Origin of the sequence: Pseudomonas arcuscaelestis (assembly GCF_016881005.1) — a bacterium.
Lineage (GTDB): Bacteria > Pseudomonadota > Gammaproteobacteria > Pseudomonadales > Pseudomonadaceae > Aquipseudomonas > Aquipseudomonas arcuscaelestis.
This window is the reverse complement of record NZ_JACOPV010000023.1, coordinates 37,672-58,025: the sequence shown is the minus strand read 5'-3', so window position 1 is coordinate 58,025 and position 20,354 is coordinate 37,672. Positions and strand designations below refer to the sequence as shown.

At 57.2% G+C, this 20,354-nt stretch carries 27 protein-coding genes and 2 tRNA genes; 21 read left to right on the top strand and 8 right to left on the bottom strand.

From position 1 onward, the window contains the following. Nucleotides 1-80 precede the first annotated feature (80 nt). Together H8F21_RS27175 and H8F21_RS27170 are read left to right on the top strand one after the other, a co-directional pair. A complete protein-coding gene (locus H8F21_RS27175) occupies nt 81-320 on the top strand; it encodes a hypothetical protein (protein ID WP_136475506.1) in 240 nt (79 codons plus the stop codon). Nucleotides 321-350: 30 nt separating this feature from the next. Further along, entirely contained in the window at nt 351-1,100 is a 750-nt protein-coding gene (locus tag H8F21_RS27170) for a TerC family protein (protein ID WP_203482336.1), read from the top strand. A 185-nt stretch (nt 1,101-1,285) separates the two neighbouring features. On the opposite strand, the gene H8F21_RS27165 is transcribed toward H8F21_RS27170, so the two are convergent. Continuing rightward, nucleotides 1,286-1,462 carry a hypothetical protein gene (locus H8F21_RS27165; RefSeq protein ID WP_203482334.1) on the bottom strand — a complete coding sequence of 59 codons (177 nt, stop codon included), beginning with the start codon at nt 1,460-1,462 and terminating at the stop codon, nt 1,286-1,288. A gap of 161 nt (nt 1,463-1,623) precedes the next feature. On the opposite strand from H8F21_RS27165, the gene H8F21_RS27160 reads away from it, so the two are divergent. Continuing rightward, nucleotides 1,624-2,367 (top strand): peptidase C39 family protein, encoded by a 744-nt coding sequence (locus H8F21_RS27160; RefSeq protein WP_203482332.1) that lies wholly within the window; start codon nt 1,624-1,626, stop codon nt 2,365-2,367. 21 nt (nt 2,368-2,388) lie between these two features. Here H8F21_RS27160 and H8F21_RS27155 read toward each other — a convergent pair whose 3' ends face one another. After that, nucleotides 2,389-3,672 (bottom strand): NAD(P)/FAD-dependent oxidoreductase, encoded by a 1,284-nt coding sequence (locus tag H8F21_RS27155; RefSeq protein WP_203482330.1) that lies wholly within the window; start codon nt 3,670-3,672, stop codon nt 2,389-2,391. A 186-nt stretch (nt 3,673-3,858) separates the two neighbouring features. On the opposite strand from H8F21_RS27155, the gene H8F21_RS27150 reads away from it, so the two are divergent. From H8F21_RS27150 to H8F21_RS27130, 5 genes are all read left to right on the top strand, one after another. After that, nucleotides 3,859-3,935, top strand: a tRNA-Val gene (locus H8F21_RS27150). 175 nt (nt 3,936-4,110) lie between these two features. Then, nucleotides 4,111-4,187, top strand: a tRNA-Val gene (locus tag H8F21_RS27145). 122 nt (nt 4,188-4,309) lie between these two features. Next, the gene (locus tag H8F21_RS27140) at nt 4,310-4,879 is read left to right on the top strand and encodes an SPOR domain-containing protein (protein ID WP_203482328.1); all 570 of its coding nucleotides are present in this window, start codon (nt 4,310-4,312) and stop codon (nt 4,877-4,879) included. 53 nt (nt 4,880-4,932) lie between these two features. After that, nucleotides 4,933-5,124, top strand: a complete 192-nt coding sequence (locus tag H8F21_RS27135; RefSeq protein ID WP_203482326.1) for a GNAT family protein — start codon at nt 4,933-4,935, stop codon at nt 5,122-5,124. 12 nt (nt 5,125-5,136) lie between these two features. After that, nucleotides 5,137-5,562, top strand: a complete 426-nt coding sequence (locus tag H8F21_RS27130; protein ID WP_203482324.1) for a GTP pyrophosphokinase — start codon at nt 5,137-5,139, stop codon at nt 5,560-5,562. A 3-nt stretch (nt 5,563-5,565) separates the two neighbouring features. Here the strand turns inward: H8F21_RS27130 and H8F21_RS27125 are convergent, their stop codons facing one another. From H8F21_RS27125 to H8F21_RS27115, 3 genes are all read right to left on the bottom strand, one after another. Then, on the bottom strand, nt 5,566-6,258 hold the full coding sequence (locus tag H8F21_RS27125) for an endonuclease (protein ID WP_203543698.1): 693 nt from the start codon (nt 6,256-6,258) through the stop codon (nt 5,566-5,568). Nucleotides 6,259-6,264: 6 nt separating this feature from the next. After that, complete coding sequence (locus H8F21_RS27120) at nt 6,265-6,555, bottom strand: DUF1654 domain-containing protein (protein WP_203585700.1); 291 nt, start codon at nt 6,553-6,555, stop codon at nt 6,265-6,267. A 146-nt stretch (nt 6,556-6,701) separates the two neighbouring features. Further along, entirely contained in the window at nt 6,702-7,790 is a 1,089-nt protein-coding gene (locus tag H8F21_RS27115) for an asparaginase (RefSeq protein WP_203482196.1), read from the bottom strand. A 335-nt stretch (nt 7,791-8,125) separates the two neighbouring features. Here H8F21_RS27115 and H8F21_RS27110 point away from each other — a divergent pair, with 335 nt between their 5' ends. The 7 genes from H8F21_RS27110 to H8F21_RS27080 all read left to right on the top strand — a co-directional run bounded on the left by H8F21_RS27110 (nt 8,126) and on the right by H8F21_RS27080 (nt 15,051). Further along, on the top strand, nt 8,126-9,082 hold the full coding sequence (locus tag H8F21_RS27110) for a sugar ABC transporter substrate-binding protein (protein WP_203482198.1): 957 nt from the start codon (nt 8,126-8,128) through the stop codon (nt 9,080-9,082). Between the two features lie 46 nt (nt 9,083-9,128). Further along, nucleotides 9,129-10,676, top strand: a complete 1,548-nt coding sequence (locus H8F21_RS27105; protein ID WP_203482200.1) for a sugar ABC transporter ATP-binding protein — start codon at nt 9,129-9,131, stop codon at nt 10,674-10,676. Continuing rightward, nucleotides 10,673-11,665 (top strand): ABC transporter permease, encoded by a 993-nt coding sequence (locus H8F21_RS27100; protein WP_203482201.1) that lies wholly within the window; start codon nt 10,673-10,675, stop codon nt 11,663-11,665. Before H8F21_RS27105 ends, H8F21_RS27100 begins: the two co-directional genes overlap by 4 nt. 3 nt (nt 11,666-11,668) lie before the next feature. Continuing rightward, the gene (locus tag H8F21_RS27095; RefSeq protein WP_203482203.1) at nt 11,669-12,691 is read left to right on the top strand and encodes a LacI family DNA-binding transcriptional regulator; all 1,023 of its coding nucleotides are present in this window, start codon (nt 11,669-11,671) and stop codon (nt 12,689-12,691) included. Between the two features lie 13 nt (nt 12,692-12,704). After that, complete coding sequence (rbsK, locus tag H8F21_RS27090; protein WP_203482204.1) at nt 12,705-13,613, top strand: ribokinase; 909 nt, start codon at nt 12,705-12,707, stop codon at nt 13,611-13,613. After that, nucleotides 13,610-14,014, top strand: a complete 405-nt coding sequence (rbsD, locus tag H8F21_RS27085; RefSeq protein ID WP_203482206.1) for a D-ribose pyranase — start codon at nt 13,610-13,612, stop codon at nt 14,012-14,014. The genes rbsK and rbsD overlap by 4 nt, the downstream gene beginning before the upstream one ends. Before the next feature lie 62 nt (nt 14,015-14,076). After that, entirely contained in the window at nt 14,077-15,051 is a 975-nt protein-coding gene (locus tag H8F21_RS27080; RefSeq protein ID WP_203482208.1) for a nucleoside hydrolase, read from the top strand. Here H8F21_RS27080 and H8F21_RS27075 read toward each other — a convergent pair. Beyond that, a complete protein-coding gene (locus H8F21_RS27075; protein ID WP_203482210.1) occupies nt 15,023-15,229 on the bottom strand; it encodes a hypothetical protein in 207 nt (68 codons plus the stop codon). The two genes, H8F21_RS27080 and H8F21_RS27075, sit on opposite strands and share 29 nt — an antisense overlap. A gap of 188 nt (nt 15,230-15,417) precedes the next feature. Here H8F21_RS27075 and H8F21_RS27070 point away from each other — a divergent pair, with 188 nt between their 5' ends. Beyond that, nucleotides 15,418-15,720: a hypothetical protein gene (locus H8F21_RS27070; protein ID WP_203482212.1), complete on the top strand. Its 303-nt coding sequence runs from the start codon at nt 15,418-15,420 to the stop codon at nt 15,718-15,720. Nucleotides 15,721-15,863: 143 nt separating this feature from the next. Then, nucleotides 15,864-16,178 carry an I78 family peptidase inhibitor gene (locus H8F21_RS27065; RefSeq protein ID WP_203482214.1) on the top strand — a complete coding sequence of 105 codons (315 nt, stop codon included), beginning with the start codon at nt 15,864-15,866 and terminating at the stop codon, nt 16,176-16,178. 64 nt (nt 16,179-16,242) lie between these two features. Here the strand turns inward: H8F21_RS27065 and H8F21_RS27060 are convergent, their stop codons facing one another. Together H8F21_RS27060 and H8F21_RS27055 are read right to left on the bottom strand one after the other, a co-directional pair. Next, the gene (locus H8F21_RS27060) at nt 16,243-16,455 is read right to left on the bottom strand and encodes a cold-shock protein (RefSeq protein ID WP_003179963.1); all 213 of its coding nucleotides are present in this window, start codon (nt 16,453-16,455) and stop codon (nt 16,243-16,245) included. A 159-nt stretch (nt 16,456-16,614) separates the two neighbouring features. Continuing rightward, nucleotides 16,615-16,911, bottom strand: a complete 297-nt coding sequence (locus H8F21_RS27055; RefSeq protein ID WP_203482216.1) for a hypothetical protein — start codon at nt 16,909-16,911, stop codon at nt 16,615-16,617. A gap of 326 nt (nt 16,912-17,237) precedes the next feature. On the opposite strand from H8F21_RS27055, the gene thrS reads away from it, so the two are divergent. The 4 genes from thrS to rplT are packed head-to-tail and all read left to right on the top strand — an operon-like array spanning nt 17,238 to nt 20,352. Next, nucleotides 17,238-19,160: a threonine--tRNA ligase gene (gene thrS / locus H8F21_RS27050; protein ID WP_136475527.1), complete on the top strand. Its 1,923-nt coding sequence runs from the start codon at nt 17,238-17,240 to the stop codon at nt 19,158-19,160. Beyond that, entirely contained in the window at nt 19,160-19,711 is a 552-nt protein-coding gene (infC, locus tag H8F21_RS27045; RefSeq protein WP_178084210.1) for a translation initiation factor IF-3, read from the top strand. Before thrS ends, infC begins: the two co-directional genes overlap by 1 nt. Nucleotides 19,712-19,771: 60 nt before the next feature. After that, complete coding sequence (rpmI, locus tag H8F21_RS27040) at nt 19,772-19,966, top strand: 50S ribosomal protein L35 (RefSeq protein ID WP_002553160.1); 195 nt, start codon at nt 19,772-19,774, stop codon at nt 19,964-19,966. Nucleotides 19,967-19,995: 29 nt separating this feature from the next. Then, nucleotides 19,996-20,352: a 50S ribosomal protein L20 gene (gene rplT / locus H8F21_RS27035; protein ID WP_010222414.1), complete on the top strand. Its 357-nt coding sequence runs from the start codon at nt 19,996-19,998 to the stop codon at nt 20,350-20,352. Nucleotides 20,353-20,354: the final 2 nt, after the last annotated feature.

Here is a 20,354-nt window from a genome sequence, read left to right as displayed (position 1 = left end):
TGATGTATCAAGATATTTAGAATCTCCAGCCATCACGGTGCCACTGAGTGGGCATCGATCATCGACACGGAGAACTTCAAATGTTGCACCTAAAATCCATTGGTACACCCTTGGTGTTGCTGTTGGCCCTGTTTGCCATGAGCGGTTGCGAGCAGGCGGAAAAGTCCGCGCAGCAGATGCTCAACCAGGCAGCTGAGTCGGCCAAGGAAGCTATCGACAAGACTAACGACGCCGCTCAGCAGGCGTTGAGCGAAGCCACCGGTTCCGAGGGTGAAAAAACCGCCAAGTCCGAGCGCGACGACAGCTCCAAAGAAATCTGACCCACCCTTATCTCGATGCAGGAATGATTAATGGAATACTTGTTGGAACTCGCTGCAAGCCCGACCGCCTGGGTAGCCCTGGCCACCCTGGTGGCCATGGAGATCGTGCTCGGCATCGATAACCTGATCTTCATCTCTATCCTGACCAACAAGTTGCCTGTGGAATTTCGCTCCAAAGCGCGCCGCATCGGTATCAGCATGGCGCTGGTCATGCGCCTGGGCCTGTTGAGTACCGTGGCCTGGATCGTGCAGTTGACTGAGCCGGTTGTCGACGTGTTTGGTCATACCTTCTCCTGGAAGGACATGATTCTGATTGCGGGTGGCTTGTTCCTGCTGTGGAAAGCGACCAAGGAAATTCACGAGAGCGTTGACCCACGCGCCCAGGCTGAAGCCAAGGCTTCGTCGACTGTCACACTGGGCTTCGCCGCTGCAATCGGTCAGATTCTGATTCTGGACATCGTGTTCTCGATTGACAGCATCATCACTGCCGTGGGCATGACCGAGCATCTGCCGATCATGATCATTGCCGTAGTGAGTGCGGTAATCGTAATGCTGGTCGCTGCCGACCCGCTGGCCAAGTTCATCAACGACAACCCGACCGTAGTAATGCTGGCGCTGGGCTTCCTGATCATGATCGGTATGACCCTGATCGCCGAAGGCTTTGGTGCCCATGTACCGAAAGGTTACGTGTATGCGGCGATGGCGTTCTCTACTGCGATTGAAATGCTCAACATCATGTCGCGCAGGGCGCGTATCAAGCGCGAAGCTGCGCAAGAATGATGTAAGTAGCCGGGCAGTTGCTCTCTTGCGGGGGCAACTGCTTTTTGTTGTTACGGGCATTAGGGGCATTTTGTGGGAGCGGATTCATCCGCGAAGGACTGCAGCGCAGTCCTTTTTTTTGCTGACTGTTTGCGTTGAGGCGTTCGGGAACTGGTAGGCACCACAGTAAGTTCTTGGCATGCTAATCAATGCGCATTGGCATGTCGGCGGCTCCGCCGAACGGGTACGGCCTCGTTGGTGGCTTTGGGCAAGGTATGGTGGGTGTGGTGACGGCGGGCGATCCGCAGCACCCCCCAGAGCATGGCGGCGGCAACGCTCAACCAGGCGCCAACCAGCATGAAAATTGCCATTGTCAGGCTCATGTTTGCCTCCTCAGGTCCATGGCCAGCCCAATTTGCTCGCCACGCGAACTCCACTAGAGTCTAGCCGAAGCCGTGTTGCAGGCTATTGACCGATGGTCTTGAGCCTTGGGCCGCTTTGTTCTAAGCCTTCTTCACTCTATACCCGCGCCTTCTACCGGCCTATGATCGCAACCCAGGGCCGGGCGCTGTCTGCCGGGCATCAGCACAAGCGAGTGTTCATGCTGCCACTGTCTAACACCTTTTTTGCGATAGCCCCAGGCCGCCTGCTGGCAGCGTGTGCACTGACACTCGCGTTGGTCGGTTGTGCCAGTCAACCAGCAGCGCCGACCCAAGGCCTGGCTCAGCGCGTAGAAATTGGTTCGGTACCGTTTTATCGCGGCAACGCCAATCAAAGCGCACCCATGGCGCTGGCAGCCATACTTTCGCAACAAGGCGTACGCATTACTCCAGGGTTGCTTGAGCAACCATTGGGGCTGCCGCAAGGGGTCGACAAACTGCAGGACTCGATGCAGAACGTTGCCCGGCAATATGGCATGGTGGTCTATCCGCTGGAGCCGAAACTCAACGCACTGCTGACCCAGGTGTCTGCGGGTAATCCAGTGTTGTTGCGGTTTGAAGAGGGGGCGGCATTTTGGGGTGAGCCGCGCTATGCCTTGCTGGTCGGCTACGACCGCTACAAGGAACGCGTGCTGCTGCGTGCCGGGATGAATCGACGCATGCTGATGGATTTTGATGATTTCACATCGGTGTGGAACAAGCAGGGGAGTTGGGCGGTACTGGTACAGCAGCCGGGCCAGTTGCCCGCTCAGGTTGACCGTCAGCGTTGGCTGAAGGCGGCCAATGACCTGGCCCAGGCGGGCCAGGAACGAGCAGCTCGCCAGGCCGTCAGTGCCCTGGGGCAGTAACAGCCTGGAAGCAGCCAGGGCTTAGAAGCCCAGGCGGTCGCGCAGGCTGTAGTACCAGGCGCCCAGGGCGCTGAACGGTACGCGCAGCAGTTGGCCTCCTGGGAACGGGTAGTGTGGCAGCTCGGCGAACGCATCGAAGCGCTCGGCTTGTCCGCGCAGTGCTTCGGCCAGCACCTTGCCCGCCAAGTGGGTATAGGTAACGCCGTGGCCGCTGCAACCCTGGGAGTAGTAGATGTTGTCACCCAGACGACCTACCTGAGGCAGGCGCGACAGGGTCAGCAGGAAGTTGCCGGTCCAGGCGTAGTCGATCTTCACGTCCTTGAGTTGCGGGAAGGCTTTGAGCATTTTCGGTCGGATGATCGCTTCGATGTTCGCCGGATCACGTGCACCGTAAACCACGCCACCACCAAAGATCAGGCGCTTGTCACCGGTCAGGCGGTAGTAGTCGAGCAGGTAGTTGCAGTCTTCGACGCAATAATCTTGCGGCAACAGTTGACGCGCCAGATCATCGCCCAGCGGTTCGGTGGTGATTACCTGAGTGCCGCACGGCATCGACTTGGACGCCAGTTCCGGTACCAGGTTGCCCAGGTAGGCGTTGCCGGCAACAATGATGAACTTGGCACGCACTTTACCTTGTGGTGTGTGCACAACCGGGTTAGCGCCACGCTCGATGCGTACAGCCGGGGATTGCTCGTAGATCTTGCCACCCAGCGACTCGACCGCTGCAGCTTCGCCCAGGGCCAGGTTCAGGGGGTGAATGTGGCCGCCGCTCATATCGAGCATGCCGCCCAGATACTGATCGCAATCGACTACTTCACGGATGCGCTTCTGGTCCATCAGCTCCAGTTGAGTATGGCCGTAGCGTTCCCACAGGCGCTTTTGCGATTCCAGATGGCCCATTTGCTTGGGCGTCAGGGCTGCGAATACACCGCCGTCCTTGAGGTCGCACTGGATGTTGTATTTGGCTACGCGTTCGCGAATGATGCGTCCGCCTTCAAAGGCCATTTGGCCGAGCAGTTGCGCCTGCTTGGGGCCAACAGTACGTTCGATAACGTCAATGTCGCGGCTGTAGCTGTTGACGATCTGGCCACCGTTGCGGCCCGAAGCGCCGAAACCGACTTTGGCGGCTTCCAGCACGGTGACACTAAAGCCGGCTTCCAGCAGGAACAAGGCGCTGGACAGACCGGTGTAGCCGGCGCCGATCACGCAGACATCGGTCTGTACCTCTTCCTGCAACGCCGGGCGCGGCGGTACCGGATTGGCCGATGCGGCGTAGTAGGACTGAGGGTAGGGTGTATTGGCCATGCTGCGAAACCTCTGTTTTATATTTTTTACGACTGTACCGATGCTATCAATAATAATAAACACCCGCTAGTCATGTGTTAAAAATCCTTTACCCCGGCTTTTGCTAAATATTTTTAAGATTCAGTGGCTTAGCCAAAAAAAAGAGTTGACACTGTCAACCGAATACGTAGAATGCCGCCCCACAGCAGGCACATAGCTCAGTTGGTTAGAGCACCACCTTGACATGGTGGGGGTCGTTGGTTCGAGTCCAATTGTGCCTACCAAATCAAATCCGCCCCTGCTGGGCGGTCCAGAAGGGCTCACCGAAAGGTGGGCCCTTTTTTGTTGTCTTGGATTTTCTGCGATGCCTCGGCGAGCCAGGCGCACTAAAGCTGCTGATTTTTTTATGAAATTTCGCTTTACGACAGGTGCATACCTGCGTATTATGCGCCCCACAGCAGGCACATAGCTCAGTTGGTTAGAGCACCACCTTGACATGGTGGGGGTCGTTGGTTCGAGTCCAATTGTGCCTACCAAATCTCGACAAGAAGGGCGATCCGAAAGGATCGCCCTTTTTGCTTTCATCGGGCCGCCGATTGTAACCTTTGGCCTTGCCGCCGATGGTAAAATCCGCCGCTTGTATCCAGGAGATAGACGCGTGCGCAAAGTGGCGATGGTAATGGCAGTACTGGCTCTGGCCGGCTGCGAAAATGCAGTCGAAGGCGTGCACAAGCAAATTGCCGAGCAGTTGCCCAATCCCAAGACGGCCAAGTTCGGCAACGTGCGAATCGACAAACAGGGCACCATTTGCGGTCAGGTGCGCAGTAAAGACGATGCTGGTGCCTTTTTGCCCTACCGCAGCTATGTGGCCTTCAAGCAAACCGAGGGCTACGAGATTGTTCTCGCCGACAAGGGCAGCAACCTGCGCATTCGCGAAGCCTGTGGTGGCGCCGAGCTGCAGCGCAGCGCCGAAGCCATGGCAGATAAGCCTGCACCTGAAGGGTGGGACGTTGAAATCGTCCAGGGGGCGAACATGGGCGCCTTGAGCGACATGACCGCCCGCCTGATCGAAAAGCAGATCCCTTCGTCAGTGGTGTACCGCAACGGCAAGCCAGTGGTTTTGCTCGGTCCGTTCCCGAGCAAGGCTGAGGCCGAGGCGCGGCAGGCTGATGTGATGACGCGCCTGGGTACCGACTCGATCGTTATTCAGCACGACGCGCCACGCTAGCCACAGCCTTCCCGGGCCCCGTACACTCACAGCTCAATGCAAGGAGAGCTGTGATGAAGGAAGCGTCGCCCGCCATACCCCTACAGCCTATCGAACCGACTGAAGGCGCCGACAAACAACCGGCGCTTGCGCTTTACCTGCGCCATGACTTTGATGTCGAAGGACAATTGCTTGACTATGCTATGCATGAGGGCCGGTTGAGCAACGTCCACGGCAAGGCGCGCCATAAGCCGCGCGAGCATTGAGCAGGAGGGCTTATGTCTACGCTGGAGCGGGCAATTGCGGTGGCAGCGAGGGCGCATGAAGGGCAGCAGGACAAGGGCGGCGCTGCCTATATCCTGCATCCACTACGGGTGATGTTGCAGGTCTCGACAGTCGAGCAACGCATCGTTGCGGTGCTGCACGATGTGCTCGAGGATTCTTCGATGACGTTGCCGGACCTTGCCCGCGAAGGCTTTACCCTCAAGATCCTCGCCGCAGTGCAGGCATTGAGCCGTCGGGATGAGGAAAGCTATGAGGCTTTCGTTATCCGTGTAGGCGACGATCCGTTGGCGCGCGTAGTGAAGCTTGCTGATCTTGCCGACAACAGTGACCTGTCACGCATTGCCTCTCCCGGCCCCGAAGACCTGGCCCGCCTGGCTCGTTACCATCAGGCCAGCGCCTACCTGCAGGCGCTGGCCTGATGCTCAACCGCAAGCACTGAGGTTCACCGGGCCGACGAACTCATTGCCGTGCCCCATCACACAGGCGACTCGCTGATTGCGCTGGCGTTCCCAAGGTTGCGGTGGGTAGGTTTTGTTCCAGGCTTCATAGAGTTGGCGGTCCTGCTTGGACAGTTTGAGGCTGTACTGCTTGCTCATATAGAAGTAGGTGCGTGCGATCATCCCGCGAATCGATGGCCGCGGCATGACCTTCTTGGCCTTGAAGTCCACTTGGGTCAGGCATGAACCATATTGCCCGCGTTGTTCAGGCAGCCAGCCGAAGCTGAAATTGCTGCGATCGCCGTTTACCTCGCCAATACTTGGCACCAGATTGTGCAGGTCGGCCTCGGCACGCTGGAATACTTTGTCATTGCGTGTGCAATTCTTGCGCCCGCCACTTTGCCAGCACTGGCGCTGGTGGCCAATCTGCCAGGCAGGAACGATATGTTCCCATTCGATGCGCGAGGCGCGGTTGGCATTCTTGCGCGGAATGTACCCGCACGCGGCGAGGTCGACCCTGTTGCCGTTGTATTTGCAGCCGCAGTAGAACTCAGTGGACTGCGGTGCATACAAGCGCCAGGCAACTTTTTTGGCTTCGCTGAAAGTGCGGGGTGCGTCGGCGTGGGCATTGGTGAAACTAAACAGTAGGCAAGCGACTGCAAAAAACGAAACTCTCATGCGGGTTCAATCTTCCTTTGGCACAACCCAGAAAATCTGCACGCCACCGTCATCGCGGTAGGCGAGGGTGACGTTGTCGTTCTCGGCGATTTCCTCAAGCAGGGTCGCCCAATCGTCGGGGGATTCATGCTCCAGGCGGAAGATCAGTGCGGCTCGCGCTTTCTGTGCGGTCGGTGAGTTGATGATTTTCTGGATGCGGATGCCCAGTTGCTCGTAACTGCTGGCAGGGGCGGAAGTGGTGGCCACGAAACGTTCCTTATTTGGCTGTATGTGCGTACAGTATTTTACTGTAAGCAATTTCGCAACAGCTCGTCAGTAAAAGAGCGCATGAGACCGCAAACCGCGCACTTTGCTGCGGTCCGTTTAAAGTATTTTTACCTGGGGTAGGCGGGGGGAGGGCTTGCCCCGTCCTACAGGAGGGGCAAGCACTTGGAGTGCGAAACTCAGTATTCCCAGAAAATCCGCTGCAGCTCTTTGCTGTTCTGGGTCTTGGTCAAGGCGACCATTGCCAGAATCCGGGCTTTTTGTGGGTTGAGGTCATGGGCTACAACCCAGTCGTTCTTGTCGTCAGGCTGCTCGGCGTTGCGCAGTACGAAGCCGCCGGCATTCACATGCGAGGAGCGAATGATCTGCACGCCCTCCTTACGCAGCTCCTGCAGTGTAGGAACTACGCGGGAGGATACCGAGCCGTTGCCGGTGCCGGCATGGATGATTGCTTTGGCGCCGCCCTGTGCCAGCGCCTTGTAGGCGGTGTCGGTAACGTTGCCGTAGCCGTAGGCGATGTCTACCGCAGGCAGGCTGTTGATTTTCTTAATGTCGAATTCGGAATCCATGGTGTGGCGCTTGGCTGGCAGGCGAAACCAATACGATTTGCCTTCAACGACCATGCCCAGTGGCCCCCAAGGGCTCTTGAATGCTTCGGTCTTGATGTTAACGGTCTTGCTGACGTCACGACCCGACTGGATTTCATCGTTCATGGTGACCAGCACGCCTTTGCCGCGCGACTCTTTGTTGCTGGCCACGGCTACGGCGTTGTAGAGGTTGAGCATACCGTCGGCAGACATGGCAGTGCCTGGGCGCATGGAGCCGACAACTACAATTGGCTTGTCGGTTTTTTCTACCAGGTTGAGGAAGTAGGCAGTCTCTTCCAGGGTATCGGTACCGTGGGTGATCACGATCCCATCGACATCCTTGCTGTCGGCAAGCTCGGCAACGCGTTTGCCCAGTTGCAGCAGGTTGTCATTGCTGATGCTTTCGGAGGCGATCTGCATCACTTGTTCGCCGCGCACATTGGCGATATTTGCCAGTTCCGGAACACCGGCAATCAGCTTGTCCACGCCCAGCTTGGCGGCTTGGTAGGTGGCGCTGTTGGCGGCGCTGGCACCGGCACCAGCGATGGTGCCCCCGGTGGCGAGAATGACCACATTGGCCAGTTTCTGTTGGTTCTCGACTTCTTTGGCGTTGACACCTGCGGGCAGTAACAGCAGCAGGGCCAATGCCCCTGGAACGAAGGAGTTAAGCGCAGCTTTCATTATTGATCTCTCTTATGAATGGAGTTCGCTGTGTAACTCGCAGGAGGGAGCAGAAAGCGGGCCAAGTCTGCCGTTCGTCGGATTATGTGGTTAACTAATTGATATACATGGTTTTTTTGAAGCTAGAGGACGTCCCTTTTAACTTTTTCTGTTCGATAAACCGAATGTTCCATTTTGGGGGGTTCGGTTTTCCGAGCAATTTGATGATAATTCGTACGGGCAACTTCCAGAGCATCGACGGTGGCGAATTTGACAAAGTCTGGTTGCGTTCCCATAGTGAGTTAACGCAAACGTTTGCGACCCGATAGATAATTATAAAATTCGGAGTAAATGCAATGAAGCTGCCGTTCGCAGGACGTCTTTTGGCGCTCGCCGTAATGTCTTCGCTGTCCCTCGCACTGCCTCTTTCCCCGGCCGTGGCGGAGGAAAAGCCCAAGGTTGCCCTGGTGATGAAATCCCTTGCCAATGAGTTCTTCCTCACCATGGAAGACGGGGCCAAGGCCTACCAGAAAGAACATGCCAGCGCATTTGATCTGGTGTCCAACGGCATCAAGGATGAAACCGATTCAGGCAACCAGATTCGCATTGTCGAGCAGATGATTGTTTCCGGGGTCAATGCCCTGGTTATCGCACCTGCCGATTCCAAGGCGCTTGTACCTGTGGTCAAGAAAGCCATGGACGCGGGCATTACCGTGGTCAATATCGACAACCGTCTCGACCCTGAAGTCCTCAAGAGCAAGAACCTCAGCGTACCCTTTGTTGGTCCGGACAATCGCAAGGGTGCACGTCTGGTGGGCGAGTACTTGGCCAAGGAAAAGCTCAAGGCTGGCGATGAAGTCGGCATCATTGAAGGTGTCTCGACCACCACTAATGCCCAGCAGCGCACCGCTGGCTTCAAGGATGCGATGGAGGCGGCGCAAATCAAGGTCGTTTCAGTGCAGTCGGGCGATTGGGAAATTGCCAAGGGCAACGCCGTTGCGGCTTCCATGCTCAATGCCCACCCTGAACTCAAGGCGCTGCTGGCTGGCAACGACAGCATGGCGTTAGGCGCGGTTTCGGCGGTACGGGCAGCGGGCAAGGCTGGCCAGGTGCAAGTCGTCGGCTACGACAATATCAACGCCATCAAGCCTATGCTCAAGGATGGTCGGGTACTTGCGACCGCTGATCAGTACGCGGCCAAACAGGCAGTGTTCGGTATTGAAGCCGCGTTGAAGATGCTCAAGGGCGAAAAGCCAGAAGTAGACGCTGACAACGTCATCCAGACCCCAGTCGAGCTGATCACCAACAAGTAGTCGCACTGCAAGCGCCTGCCCATGGCAGGCGTCAGGAGAACAGGTAATGTCAGCGACTGCGCAGGTAGTGCTTTCGGTCAGTGCAATAGGCAAGACCTACGCTCAGCCGGTGCTGAGCGATGTCAGCCTGAGCCTGCGTCGAGGTGAAGTGCTGGCCCTCACTGGCGAGAACGGTGCGGGCAAAAGTACCCTGTCGAAAATCATTGGCGGTCTGGAGACGCCCAGCACCGGGTATATGGAATTTCAAGGTCAGCCCTACCTGCCCGGCAGCCGGGCCGCCGCCGAGCGAATGGGCGTGCGCATGGTCATGCAGGAACTCAATCTGCTGCCGACACTGAGCGTGGCCGAGAATCTGTTTCTCGACAACCTGCCTAGCCGTGCCGGCTGGATCAACCGCAAGCGCCTGCGCCAGATGGCCCAGGCTGCGATGGCGCAAGTCGGCCTGGATGCTATCGATCCAGACACCCCGGTTGGCGAGCTGGGTATCGGTCACCAGCAAATGGTGGAAATCGCCCGCAACCTGATCGGTGAATGCCGAGTACTTATATTCGATGAACCCACCGCCATGCTCACGGCGCGAGAGGTCGAGTTGCTGTTCACTCAGATCGCCCGCCTGCAGCAACAGGGCGTGGCCATCGTCTACATCTCTCATCGTCTCGAAGAACTCAAGCGCATCGCTAAGCGTATCGCTGTGTTGCGCGATGGTCGGTTGGTATGCGTCGAGCCGATGGCACGCTATAGCAGCGCCGAACTGGTGAACCTGATGGTGGGGCGCGAATTGGCCGAGCATATCGACCTGGGTCAGCGCCAGATCGGTGCGCCGTTGCTCAAGGTCAATGGCCTGGGCAGAGCTGACAAAGTTCGCGACGTGTCTTTCGAGGTGCGCAGTGGCGAAATTTTTGGCATTTCAGGGCTGATAGGTGCAGGTCGTACCGAATTACTACGTTTGATCTATGGTGCCGACCGCGCCGACAGCGGCACTATCGAGTTGGGCAATCCTTTGCGTGGCGTTCACATACGTTCTCCAGTATCGGCAGTGCGCCAGGGCATCGCCCTGATTACCGAAGACCGTAAGGGCGAGGGGTTGCTGCTGTTGCAGTCAATCAGCAGCAATATTGCCTTGGGCAACATGCCGGCGATTTCCCGGGCGGGAATACTTGACCGCGATGCCGAGCGTGACTTGGCACAGCGCCAGATCGCTGCCATGCGTATCCGCAGTTCTGGTCCGCAACAGGCGGTAGGTGAGCTGTCGGGGGGTAATCAGCAGAAGGTAGTGATCGGTCGTTGGCTGGAACGTGATTGCTCGGTGCTGTTGTTTGACGAGCCAACCCGTGGCATCGATGTCGGTGCCAAATTCGATATCTACGGCTTGCTGGCTGACCTGGCGCGCAACGGCAAGGCATTGGTGGTGGTTTCCAGTGATCTGCGCGAGCTGATGCTGATCTGTGACCGTATCGGTGTGCTCAGCGCCGGACGGCTGGTCGATACCTTCGAGCGTGAAACCTGGACCCAGGATCAATTACTGGCCGCGGCCTTTGCCGGCTATCAGAAACGTAATGCGCTGCACGAGGCAGCGCCCAGGACAGACTCATGAAAACCACGCCATTGGACACAGTGCCGCCAGGCGCCAAACGCAGCAGTAGTTATTCTGGGTTTGGCACCTACCTGGGGTTGGCCGGTGCGTTACTGGCGATGATTGTGCTGTTCTCGTTCCTGAGCAGCCACTTTCTCTCTTACGGTACGTTCAGCACATTGGCCAACCAGATCCCCGATTTGATGGTGCTGGCGGTTGGCATGACCTTCGTGCTGATCATTGGCGGTATCGATCTATCGGTCGGATCGGTGTTGGCCCTGGCGGCCTCGGCAGTCAGTGTCGCCATGCTGGGGTGGGGCTGGAGCCCACTGCCAGCTGCCTTGCTGGGTATGGCCGTGGCGGCACTGGCAGGTAGCATCACCGGCTCAATTACAGTCGCCTGGCGTATCCCATCCTTTATCGTTTCCCTGGGCGTGCTGGAAATGGCCCGAGGCCTGGCCTACCAGCTGACCGACTCACGTACCGCCTACATTGGCGACGCTTTTGCCTGGCTCTCCAATCCTTTGGCGTTCGGAATATCACCGTCGTTCATCATCGCCTTGCTTGTGATCGTCGTTGCCCAACTGGTACTGACGCGCACGGTGTTCGGGCGCTACCTGATAGGCATCGGCACCAATGAAGAGGCCGTGCGCCTGGCGGGTATCGATCCGCGCCCTTACAAAATCCTGGTGTTCTCGCTGATGGGCTTGCTGGCCGGCCTTGCCGCGCTGTTTCAGATTTCCCGCCTGGAGGCCGCCGACCCCAATGCTGGCTCCGGCCTTGAGCTTCAGGTCATTGCCGCCGTAGTGATCGGCGGGACCAGTTTGATGGGCGGACGCGGCTCAGTCATCAGCACGTTCTTTGGCGTATTGATTATTTCTGTGCTGGCCGCAGGCCTGGCGCAGATCGGCGCATCGGAGCCAACCAAGCGCATTATTACCGGGGCGGTAATCGTTATCGCCGTGGTCCTCGACACCTATCGTAGCCGGCGTGCTAGCCGGCGGAACTGACTCATGGCAACTATCAAAGATGTCGCGGCGCTGGCGGGTATTTCCTACACCACAGTGTCCCATGTACTGAACAAAACCCGCCCGGTCAGCGAGCCTGTACGCCTCAAGGTCGAAGCGGCTATCGCTGAGCTCGACTATGTGCCAAGTGCGGTGGCTCGTTCGCTGAAGGCGCGCAGCACCGCTACCATTGGCTTGCTGGTGCCCAATAGCGTCAACCCATATTTTGCCGAGCTTGCCCGAGGTATCGAGGATGCCTGCGAGCGTAATGGCTATTGCGTGATTCTGTGCAACTCAGACGACAACCCGCAAAAACAACGCAGTTACCTGCGCGTGCTGCTGGAAAAGCGCATCGATGGCCTGATTGTGGCGTCCGTGGGTGAAGACAGCGACTTGCAAGGCAGCCTGGCCAACGTGCGCACCCCGATGGTTATCGTCGATCGTGAGCTGGAGGGCGTCGCAGCGGATCTTGTGCGCATCGACCACGAGTTGGGGGCTTATCTGGCTACCCGCCATTTGCTGGAGTTGGGGCATCGCGACATTGCCTGCATCGGTGGCCCGGCCAGCACCAGTACGGCGCAGCTGCGTCTGGCAGGGTTTCAGCGCGCGTTGGCTGAAGCTCAAGTGCAGGTGAGTGACGAGCATATCGTCAGCAGTGACTTCACTAGCCTGGGTGGGTATGCGGCGGCTGCGCAACTGCTCGAGGGGCGCCGACCTACGGCGATTTTTGCTGGCAACGATATGATCGGCATCGGTGTGCTGCGTGCTGCGGCAGAACGCAATATTTGTGTGCCCGGCGAACTCTCGGTCATAGGCTTCGATGACATCCAACTGAGTCGCTACGTCTTCCCGGCCCTCACCACGGTGGGGCAATCGATTCGTGAACTGGGTGAGAGCGCTGCCTCACTGTTGTTGTCGCGCATTGCCCAGCCGTTGCGCGGCGAGCCGGAGCAACGCATCGTTGAGCCCAAGATCGTGTTGCGTGAGTCCACTGCACCGCGTCCAGACCTCTTCAATGAATACCGTTGAGATCGGAGCACCTATGCACGCCAAAGTGGTGGTGGTTGGAAGTCTCAATATGGACCTGGTGGCCCGCGCCGAGCGCTTGCCGCGCGCTGGCGAAACCCTGGCGGGAGAATCCTTTGCTACCGTGCCGGGTGGCAAGGGCGCCAACCAGGCGGTGGCTGTAGCGCGCCTGGGCGCTTCGGTTGCGATGATCGGCAATGTCGGCGACGACGCTTATGGCCACCAACTGCGCCAGGCCTTGCTCGATGAGCAGATCGATTGTCGAGGGGTGGCAGTGTGTCCCGGTGTATCCAGCGGGCTGGCATTGATTGTGGTAGATGCCAGCAGCCAGAATGCCATCGTTATCATCCCGGGTGGCAATGGTCAGTTACAGCCACAATCGGTTCAGGCTTCCGATGACTTGCTGCAAGGCGCTGAAGTCATCATCTGCCAACTGGAAGTGCCCTCGCAGACTGTGGCCTACACTCTTGAGCGGGGCCGGGAACTGGGCAAAACAGTGATTCTCAACCCTGCACCTTGCACTGGCCCCTTGCCGCTGAGTTGGTACGCTTCAATCGACTACCTGATCCCCAATGAAAGTGAAGCGCAGGCGCTGACCGGCCTGCCGGTAACCGATCTGGCCAGCGCGGAAGTTGTGGCCAGCCATCTGCGCGAACTTGGGGTAAAAAACGTGATCATCACGCTGGGTGCCCAAGGGGCGTTGTTCGCCGGCGCCCAAGGCGTACGGCACTTTGCAGCGCCGCCAGTACGGCCAGTGGATACCACGGCTGCTGGCGACACGTTTGTAGGTGGTTTCGCAGCTGCGCTTGCGCGGGGAGTGGAGGAAAGTGAGGCGATTGCTTTTGGCCAACGTGCCGCGGCCCTATCGGTAACCCGCGCTGGCGCCCAGCCTTCAATTCCTCGTCTGGGCGAGGTGTGGTCATGAAGAAGACGCCTTTGCTCAACATTGCCCTGTCGCGGCTCATCGCCTCGCTGGGGCACGGCGATATCCTGGTCATTGGTGATGCCGGTTTGCCGGTACCACCGGGTGTCGAGTTGATCGATCTGGCGTTGACCCCGGGTACTCCGGATTTTGCCAGTGTTCTGCGTGCGGTATTAAGCGAAATGCAGGTGCAGAGCCATGTGCTCGCCGATGAAACGTTCACGGCCAATCCTCCGGCCTTGACCACCATTGAGCAATATCATGCCCATGGTCAGCTTGGTGCGAGAACTCGACTTAATCATCCTGAGTTCAAGCAGCTCTGCCGTGGCGCCCGCGCCATAGTGCGTAGCGGGGAGTGCCAGCCCTACAGCAATATTGCTCTGATCGCCGGTGTTACGTTTTAACGCTTTATGAATTCGGTGGCTTGATTCATTGCGCCAAACGTCTGCTACAAGGAGTTCTGCTGATGTCCATTTTATCGCAGGGCGCAGAGCAAGTTGCGCCCATCGATTTGATCATTGATACCGACCCGGGTGCTGACGATGTAGTGGCCTTGCTGTTGGCCATGGCTTCACCCGAAGAGCTGAACATCCGCGCTATCACAACGGTTGCTGGCAACGTGCGCCTGGAGAAAACGTCGCGCAATGCAAGGTTGGCCAGGGAGTGGGGAGGGCGAGAAGACATTGCTGTATATGCCGGTGCGACCAGGCCGTTGCTACGCACGCCTGTCTACGCCGCTGATATCCATGGTGAGGAGGGTTTGCCGGGTGTTGCGGTGTATGAGCCCAATCAAGGCTTGGCCAAAGGCTGTGCGGTTGAATACTTGGTCGAGACGTTGAGTAACGCCAAGCCGCAAAGCATTACCCTGGCTATGCTCGGCCCGCAAACCAACCTGGCGCTGGCCTTGATTCAAGCCCCGAAAATAGTCCGCGGCATCAAGCAGGTGATAGTAATGGGAGGGGCCCATTTCAATGGTGGCAACATCACGCCCGTGGCTGAATTCAATCTATTTGCCGATCCGGAGGCCGCTGAAGCGGTGTTGAGCAGTGGGGTCAAGTTGACCTACCTGCCACTGGATGTGACCCATAAGGTGCTGACCAGCGACGCACGGCTCAGGCAGTTGGCCACCGTCGATAATCAGGCCAGCAAGCGGGTGGTGGGCATTCTCGATGCCTACGGCAGGCCCGATATGCAGCGCTATGGTATTCCGGGCGGCCCGGTGCACGACGCCAGTGTGATCGCTTACCTGATCAGGCCGGCCTTGTTCAGCGGCCGGCAGATTTACATGCAGGTGGACAGCCGCAAAGGCTTGACCTATGGCCAGACAATTGCTGACTGGCACGGCGTCCTTGGGCAACCGGCCAATGTGCTGTGGATCGACAGTGCAGATGCCCAGGGATTTTTTGACCTGCTCAGTGCGCGGCTTGCGCGTCTGAAGTAGCCTGCGAGTAGCGTTCGAACACCTGATCGACGAAGCTGCGGGCAGCCTCATTGCCCAGGTCTTTGACCAATAGGTCAACGGCAATCAGCATCAGTTCTTCAGCGCTGGCGGGGCTGTAGGCGCTTTGGCCTTCGGCCCACTTGACCTTGATGTCGGCATCGATGATGTGGCTTGTCATAAGCTTTTCCAAAAATAACTGCGCGCTGTGAGTTCAAATGCCGTGCCCTGGCGTATGAAGACGGAGACCTGATTGCCCTTCGCCCAAGGCAGCAGTAGAGCATGTCCAGAGTGGTCCAGGCACTGCGACTTAGGCATAAGCGCGGGGGCGTGGCAAACTAATGGTTTTCAGCTTGGCGGAACAGTGCTGTGCAGATCGACTTGAGCAACCCCGAACAATTCACCGTCGAGACGGTACGCCGCATGCTTGCCGCCGGTAGCAACGCTGTGCACAACCAGTTGCGGGTCAGTCGCGATGGCATTGCCTGGCTATCGCAAGTCGTAGGTGGGCGTGATCTGGATGGCTTGGCCTTTCGTCTGGAAACCTGGGCGGCCGGCTCAGGCTGCGTGGGGGAGCAGGCGGCAGCAGATGAGCGTTGGGTGCTGCAGGTGTTCAATGTTTTGAGCAGCAACTGGCCAAAACCTGTGAGTGACTACATAGACCTGTACTGAGTGCCCATGCACTTTGTGCAAAATTCCGTGACGATTAGGTTTTTACCTGAGCGCGCTGGCTCAGGCAGACTTGACGGGTTTTGCAACGAAAAATCAGCGAGGCTGTCACAGAGGCAGCAGCATTCCGTTTTTAAGGAGGATTCATGTTCCGTGCATCACTGATGAGCCTGGTAGCAGTTGCCGTATTGGCCGGTTGTAGCAGCAATAGTGGTTCGTCGTCCAAGGCCCCGGAGGCTGCAGTGGCGAACAACGACGGCCGTTGTCAGGCAAGCGGCGCCGAGTTCGCCGTCGGCAAGCAAGCAACGCCAGCTTTGGTCGAGCAAGCGCGCAAGGCCAGCGGATCGCAAATGGCGCATGCGCTTGGCCCGAATGATGTCATGACCATGGATTACCGTTCCGAGCGCCTGAATTTGCACACCAATGCGCAAGGTGTGGTTATTAGCGTTAACTGCGGCTGATTTCCGTTTCTCGCAGGCACAAAAAAACCCGCCACATGGACGGGTTTTTTTATTCGGTCAGAGCTTACTCTGGACGAACTTGTGCAGCCTGCATGCCCTTCTGGCCTTTTTCGGCAACGAAGGAAACGGTCTGGCCTTCTTTCAGGCTTTTGAAACCGTCAGATTCGATAGCCTTGAAGTGAACGAACAGGTCGTCGCCGCCACCTTGTGGAGTGATGAAGCCGAAGCCTTTCTCATCGTTGAACCATTTTACGGTGCCGGTTTGGCGATTAGACATGGGTGTATCTCCAGGAAACATGATTTTCGGTAGTGCGGTGTTGCCGAGGCCAACAGGGTGCACGCGACCATCATAGTATAAATATGGGCTTGTAGCCCCTTTTACCTTCGCAGATTGCTGATCTGGAGCAATTTAGCGATGGATTATCCGGCCAAAGGCCTATTTTTTCGGGCCGCAGACCGCTGCGACTTTTTCTTGCGCGCGCTTCATTACGCTTGCATCTACGCCATCCTGCAGGGTGTCGAGGTCCTTGATCTCTTTATCGCTGAGGTTTTTTTCAAGCACATCTCCGGCGCATTTGCAGTGAATTACGGCTTTGTCCTGGGTCAGGCCTTGCTTCTGTGCCTGAGCCACGCAGGATGTCTGGTAATCGGCAGGTAGCTGGCCGGCACTGGCGCCCAGCGGCAGTAACAGAGCAGAAGCAGCCGCCAGGGCCAGAAAAGACGGAAGTCGCATAGCCAAACACTCCTTGGGGTCTAGTTTCACAAGAGTAGGTCGCTTCAGAAACTCTGAGCGGAAAATTTCCCCTCAAGTTCCCCTCAGTGGTCGCTAAGCTTTGTGCTAGCATGCCTAGCTTGAAATTGCCGCCAGCTTTTACTTACGGCTTGTAGCTTGCAATTCCCTTTTTATTCCAGTCACTCTGGTTCGTTCCCTGGCAGGCGTTCGGGCTTCTGCCACTGTGAGGCAGGCTTTGCTTGTGCAAAGACAGGGGCGGATCTTGTACTGGCTCATCCCAACCCACGTGACCTTTGGTAGGGGTCACCACTAGGAGAGGAGGCGCCATGCCCATTATTACTCTTCCCGATGGCAGTCAACGTTCGTTCGACAAGGCCGTATCCGTAGCCGAAGTCGCCGCATCCATTGGTGCAGGCCTGGCCAAGGCCACCGTAGCAGGCAAGGTTGATGGCAAGCTGGTAGATGCCAGTGACCTGATCGAGCACGACGCCAAGCTGCAAATCATTACACCCAAGGACGAAGAGGGGCTGGAGATTATCCGTCACTCGTGCGCCCACCTGGTTGGCCACGCAGTCAAGCAGTTGTACCCGACCGCTAAAATGGTTATCGGTCCGGTCATCGACGAAGGCTTCTACTACGACATCGCCTACGAGCGTCCCTTCACACCTGAAGACATGGCTGCTATCGAGCAGCGCATGCAGCAGTTGATCGACACCGACTACGATGTCATCAAAAAAGTTACCCCGCGTGCCGAGGTAATCGAGGTCTTCAAGGCGCGTGGCGAAGACTACAAGCTGCGACTGGTCGAAGACATGCCGGATGAACAGGCCATGGGCCTGTACTACCACGAAGAATATGTCGACATGTGCCGCGGTCCGCACGTGCCGAACACCCGCTTCCTCAAATCGTTCAAGCTGACCAAGTTGTCCGGCGCCTACTGGCGTGGCGATGCCAAAAACGAGCAGCTGCAGCGTGTCTATGGCACTGCCTGGGCCGACAAAAAACAGTTGGCTGCCTACATTCAGCGCATTGAAGAAGCGGAAAAACGCGATCACCGTAAAATCGGCAAGCGCCTGGGTTTGTTCCATCTCCAGGAAGAGGCGCCGGGCATGGTGTTCTGGCACCCTAACGGTTGGACGCTGTACCAGGTGCTCGAGCAGTACATGCGCAAGGTGCAACGTGACAACGGCTACCTCGAGATCAAGACCCCGCAGGTTGTTGACCGTTCGTTGTGGGAGAAGTCTGGTCACTGGGCCAACTACGCCGACAACATGTTCACCACGCAGTCGGAAAACCGCGACTACGCCATCAAGCCGATGAACTGCCCTTGCCACGTGCAGGTGTTCAATCAGGGCCTGAAGAGCTACCGCGAATTGCCGCTGCGTCTGGCCGAATTCGGTGCTTGCCACCGCAACGAGCCGTCGGGTGCTCTGCATGGCATCATGCGTGTGCGTGGCTTTACCCAAGACGATGCGCACATCTTCTGCACTGAAGAGCAGATGCAGTCCGAATCTGCGGCTTTCATCAAGCTGACCATGGATGTCTATGCGGACTTCGGCTTTACCGACGTGGTGATGAAGCTGTCCACTCGTCCTGAAAAGCGTGTTGGTTCTGATGAGCTGTGGGATCGCGCCGAAGCGGCGTTGGCGTCCGCGCTTGACAGCGCCGGTCTGCCATACGACCTGCAGCCAGGTGAAGGCGCTTTCTACGGTCCGAAAATCGAATTCTCGCTCAAGGATTGCCTCGGTCGTGTCTGGCAGTGTGGTACCCTGCAGCTCGACTTCAACCTGCCAATTCGCCTGGGCGCAGAGTTCGTGTCCGAAGACAACGGCCGCAAGCATCCTGTCATGCTGCACCGTGCCATCCTCGGTTCGTTCGAGCGTTTCGTCGGAATTCTGATCGAGCACTACGAAGGTGCGTTCCCGGCCTGGCTAGCGCCAACTCAGGCGGTGGTGATGAATATCACCGACAAACAAGCCGAATTTGCTCAACAAGTGGAAAAAACTCTGGCCGAAAGCGGTTTTCGTGCCAAGTCCGACTTGAGAAATGAGAAAATTGGCTTTAAGATCCGCGAGCATACCTTGCTCAAGGTTCCTTATCTCCTAGTTATCGGGGATCGGGAAGTCGAAACGCAAACTGTCGCTGTGCGTACCCGTGAAGGTGCTGACCTGGGCTCAATGCCCGTCGCCGAGTTCGCGGACTTGCTCGCGCAAGCGGTTTCCCGGCGTGGTCGCCAAGATTCGGAGTAATTATTATTAAGCGTGATATGAGACAAGACAAACGAGCTGTACCGAAGGCCCCGATCAACGAGAATATCTCGGCACTCGAGGTTCGGTTAATTGGCGTTGACGGCGAGCAGTTGGGCATCGTCTCGATTGGTGAAGCGCTTCGTATCGCTGAAGAAGCGAAGCTGGACCTGGTAGAAATTTCTGCTGATGCTGTACCTCCTGTCTGCAAAGTCATGGATTACGGCAAGAGCCTGTTCGAAAAGAAGAAGCAGCAGGCCGCGGCGAAGAAGAACCAGAAAGTCATCCAGATCAAAGAAATCAAGTTTCGTCCAGGGACGGAGGAAGGGGATTACCAGGTAAAACTACGCAACCTGGTACGTTTCCTTAGTGATGGGGACAAGACCAAAATCTCTCTGAGATTCCGTGGTCGTGAGATGGCCCACCAGGAGCTGGGTATGGAACTGTTGAAGCGGATCGAAGCTGATCTTGCCGAATACGGAACCGTCGAACAGCATCCGAAGATGGAAGGACGCCAGCTTTTGATGGTCATCGCCCCCAAGAAAAAGAAATAACCACCAGGGCACGGCAGGCCTTGCGGTTATGTTTATCAACTGAATGCGGAGTATCCGAACATGCCAAAAATGAAAACCAAAAGCGGTGCAGCCAAGCGTTTCTTGAAAACGGCTAACGGCATCAAGCACAAACACGCTTTCAAGAGCCACATCCTGACCAAAATGTCGACTAAGCGTAAGCGTCAACTTCGTGGTAGCAGCTTGCTGCACCCGTCGGACGTGGCAAAAGTCGAGCGCATGCTGCGCCTTCGTTAATTTTTGGATCTAGATAGAGGAAGTTACTCATGGCTCGTGTAAAGCGTGGCGTCATCGCTCGTAAGCGTCACAAGAAAATTCTGAAACTGGCTAAAGGTTACTACGGTGCACGCTCGCGCGTATTCCGTGTTGCCAAGCAAGCGGTCATCAAGGCAGGCCAATACGCCTACCGCGACCGTCGTCAGAAAAAACGTCAGTTCCGCGCTCTGTGGATCGCTCGTATCAACGCTGGTGCGCGTATCAACGGTCTGTCCTACAGCCGCCTGATCGCTGGCCTGAAAAAAGCGTCGATCGAAATCGACCGTAAGGTTCTGGCTGATCTGGCAGTGAACGAAAAAGCGGCGTTTGCTGCGATTGTCGAGAAAGCTAAAGCCTCGCTGGCTTAAGT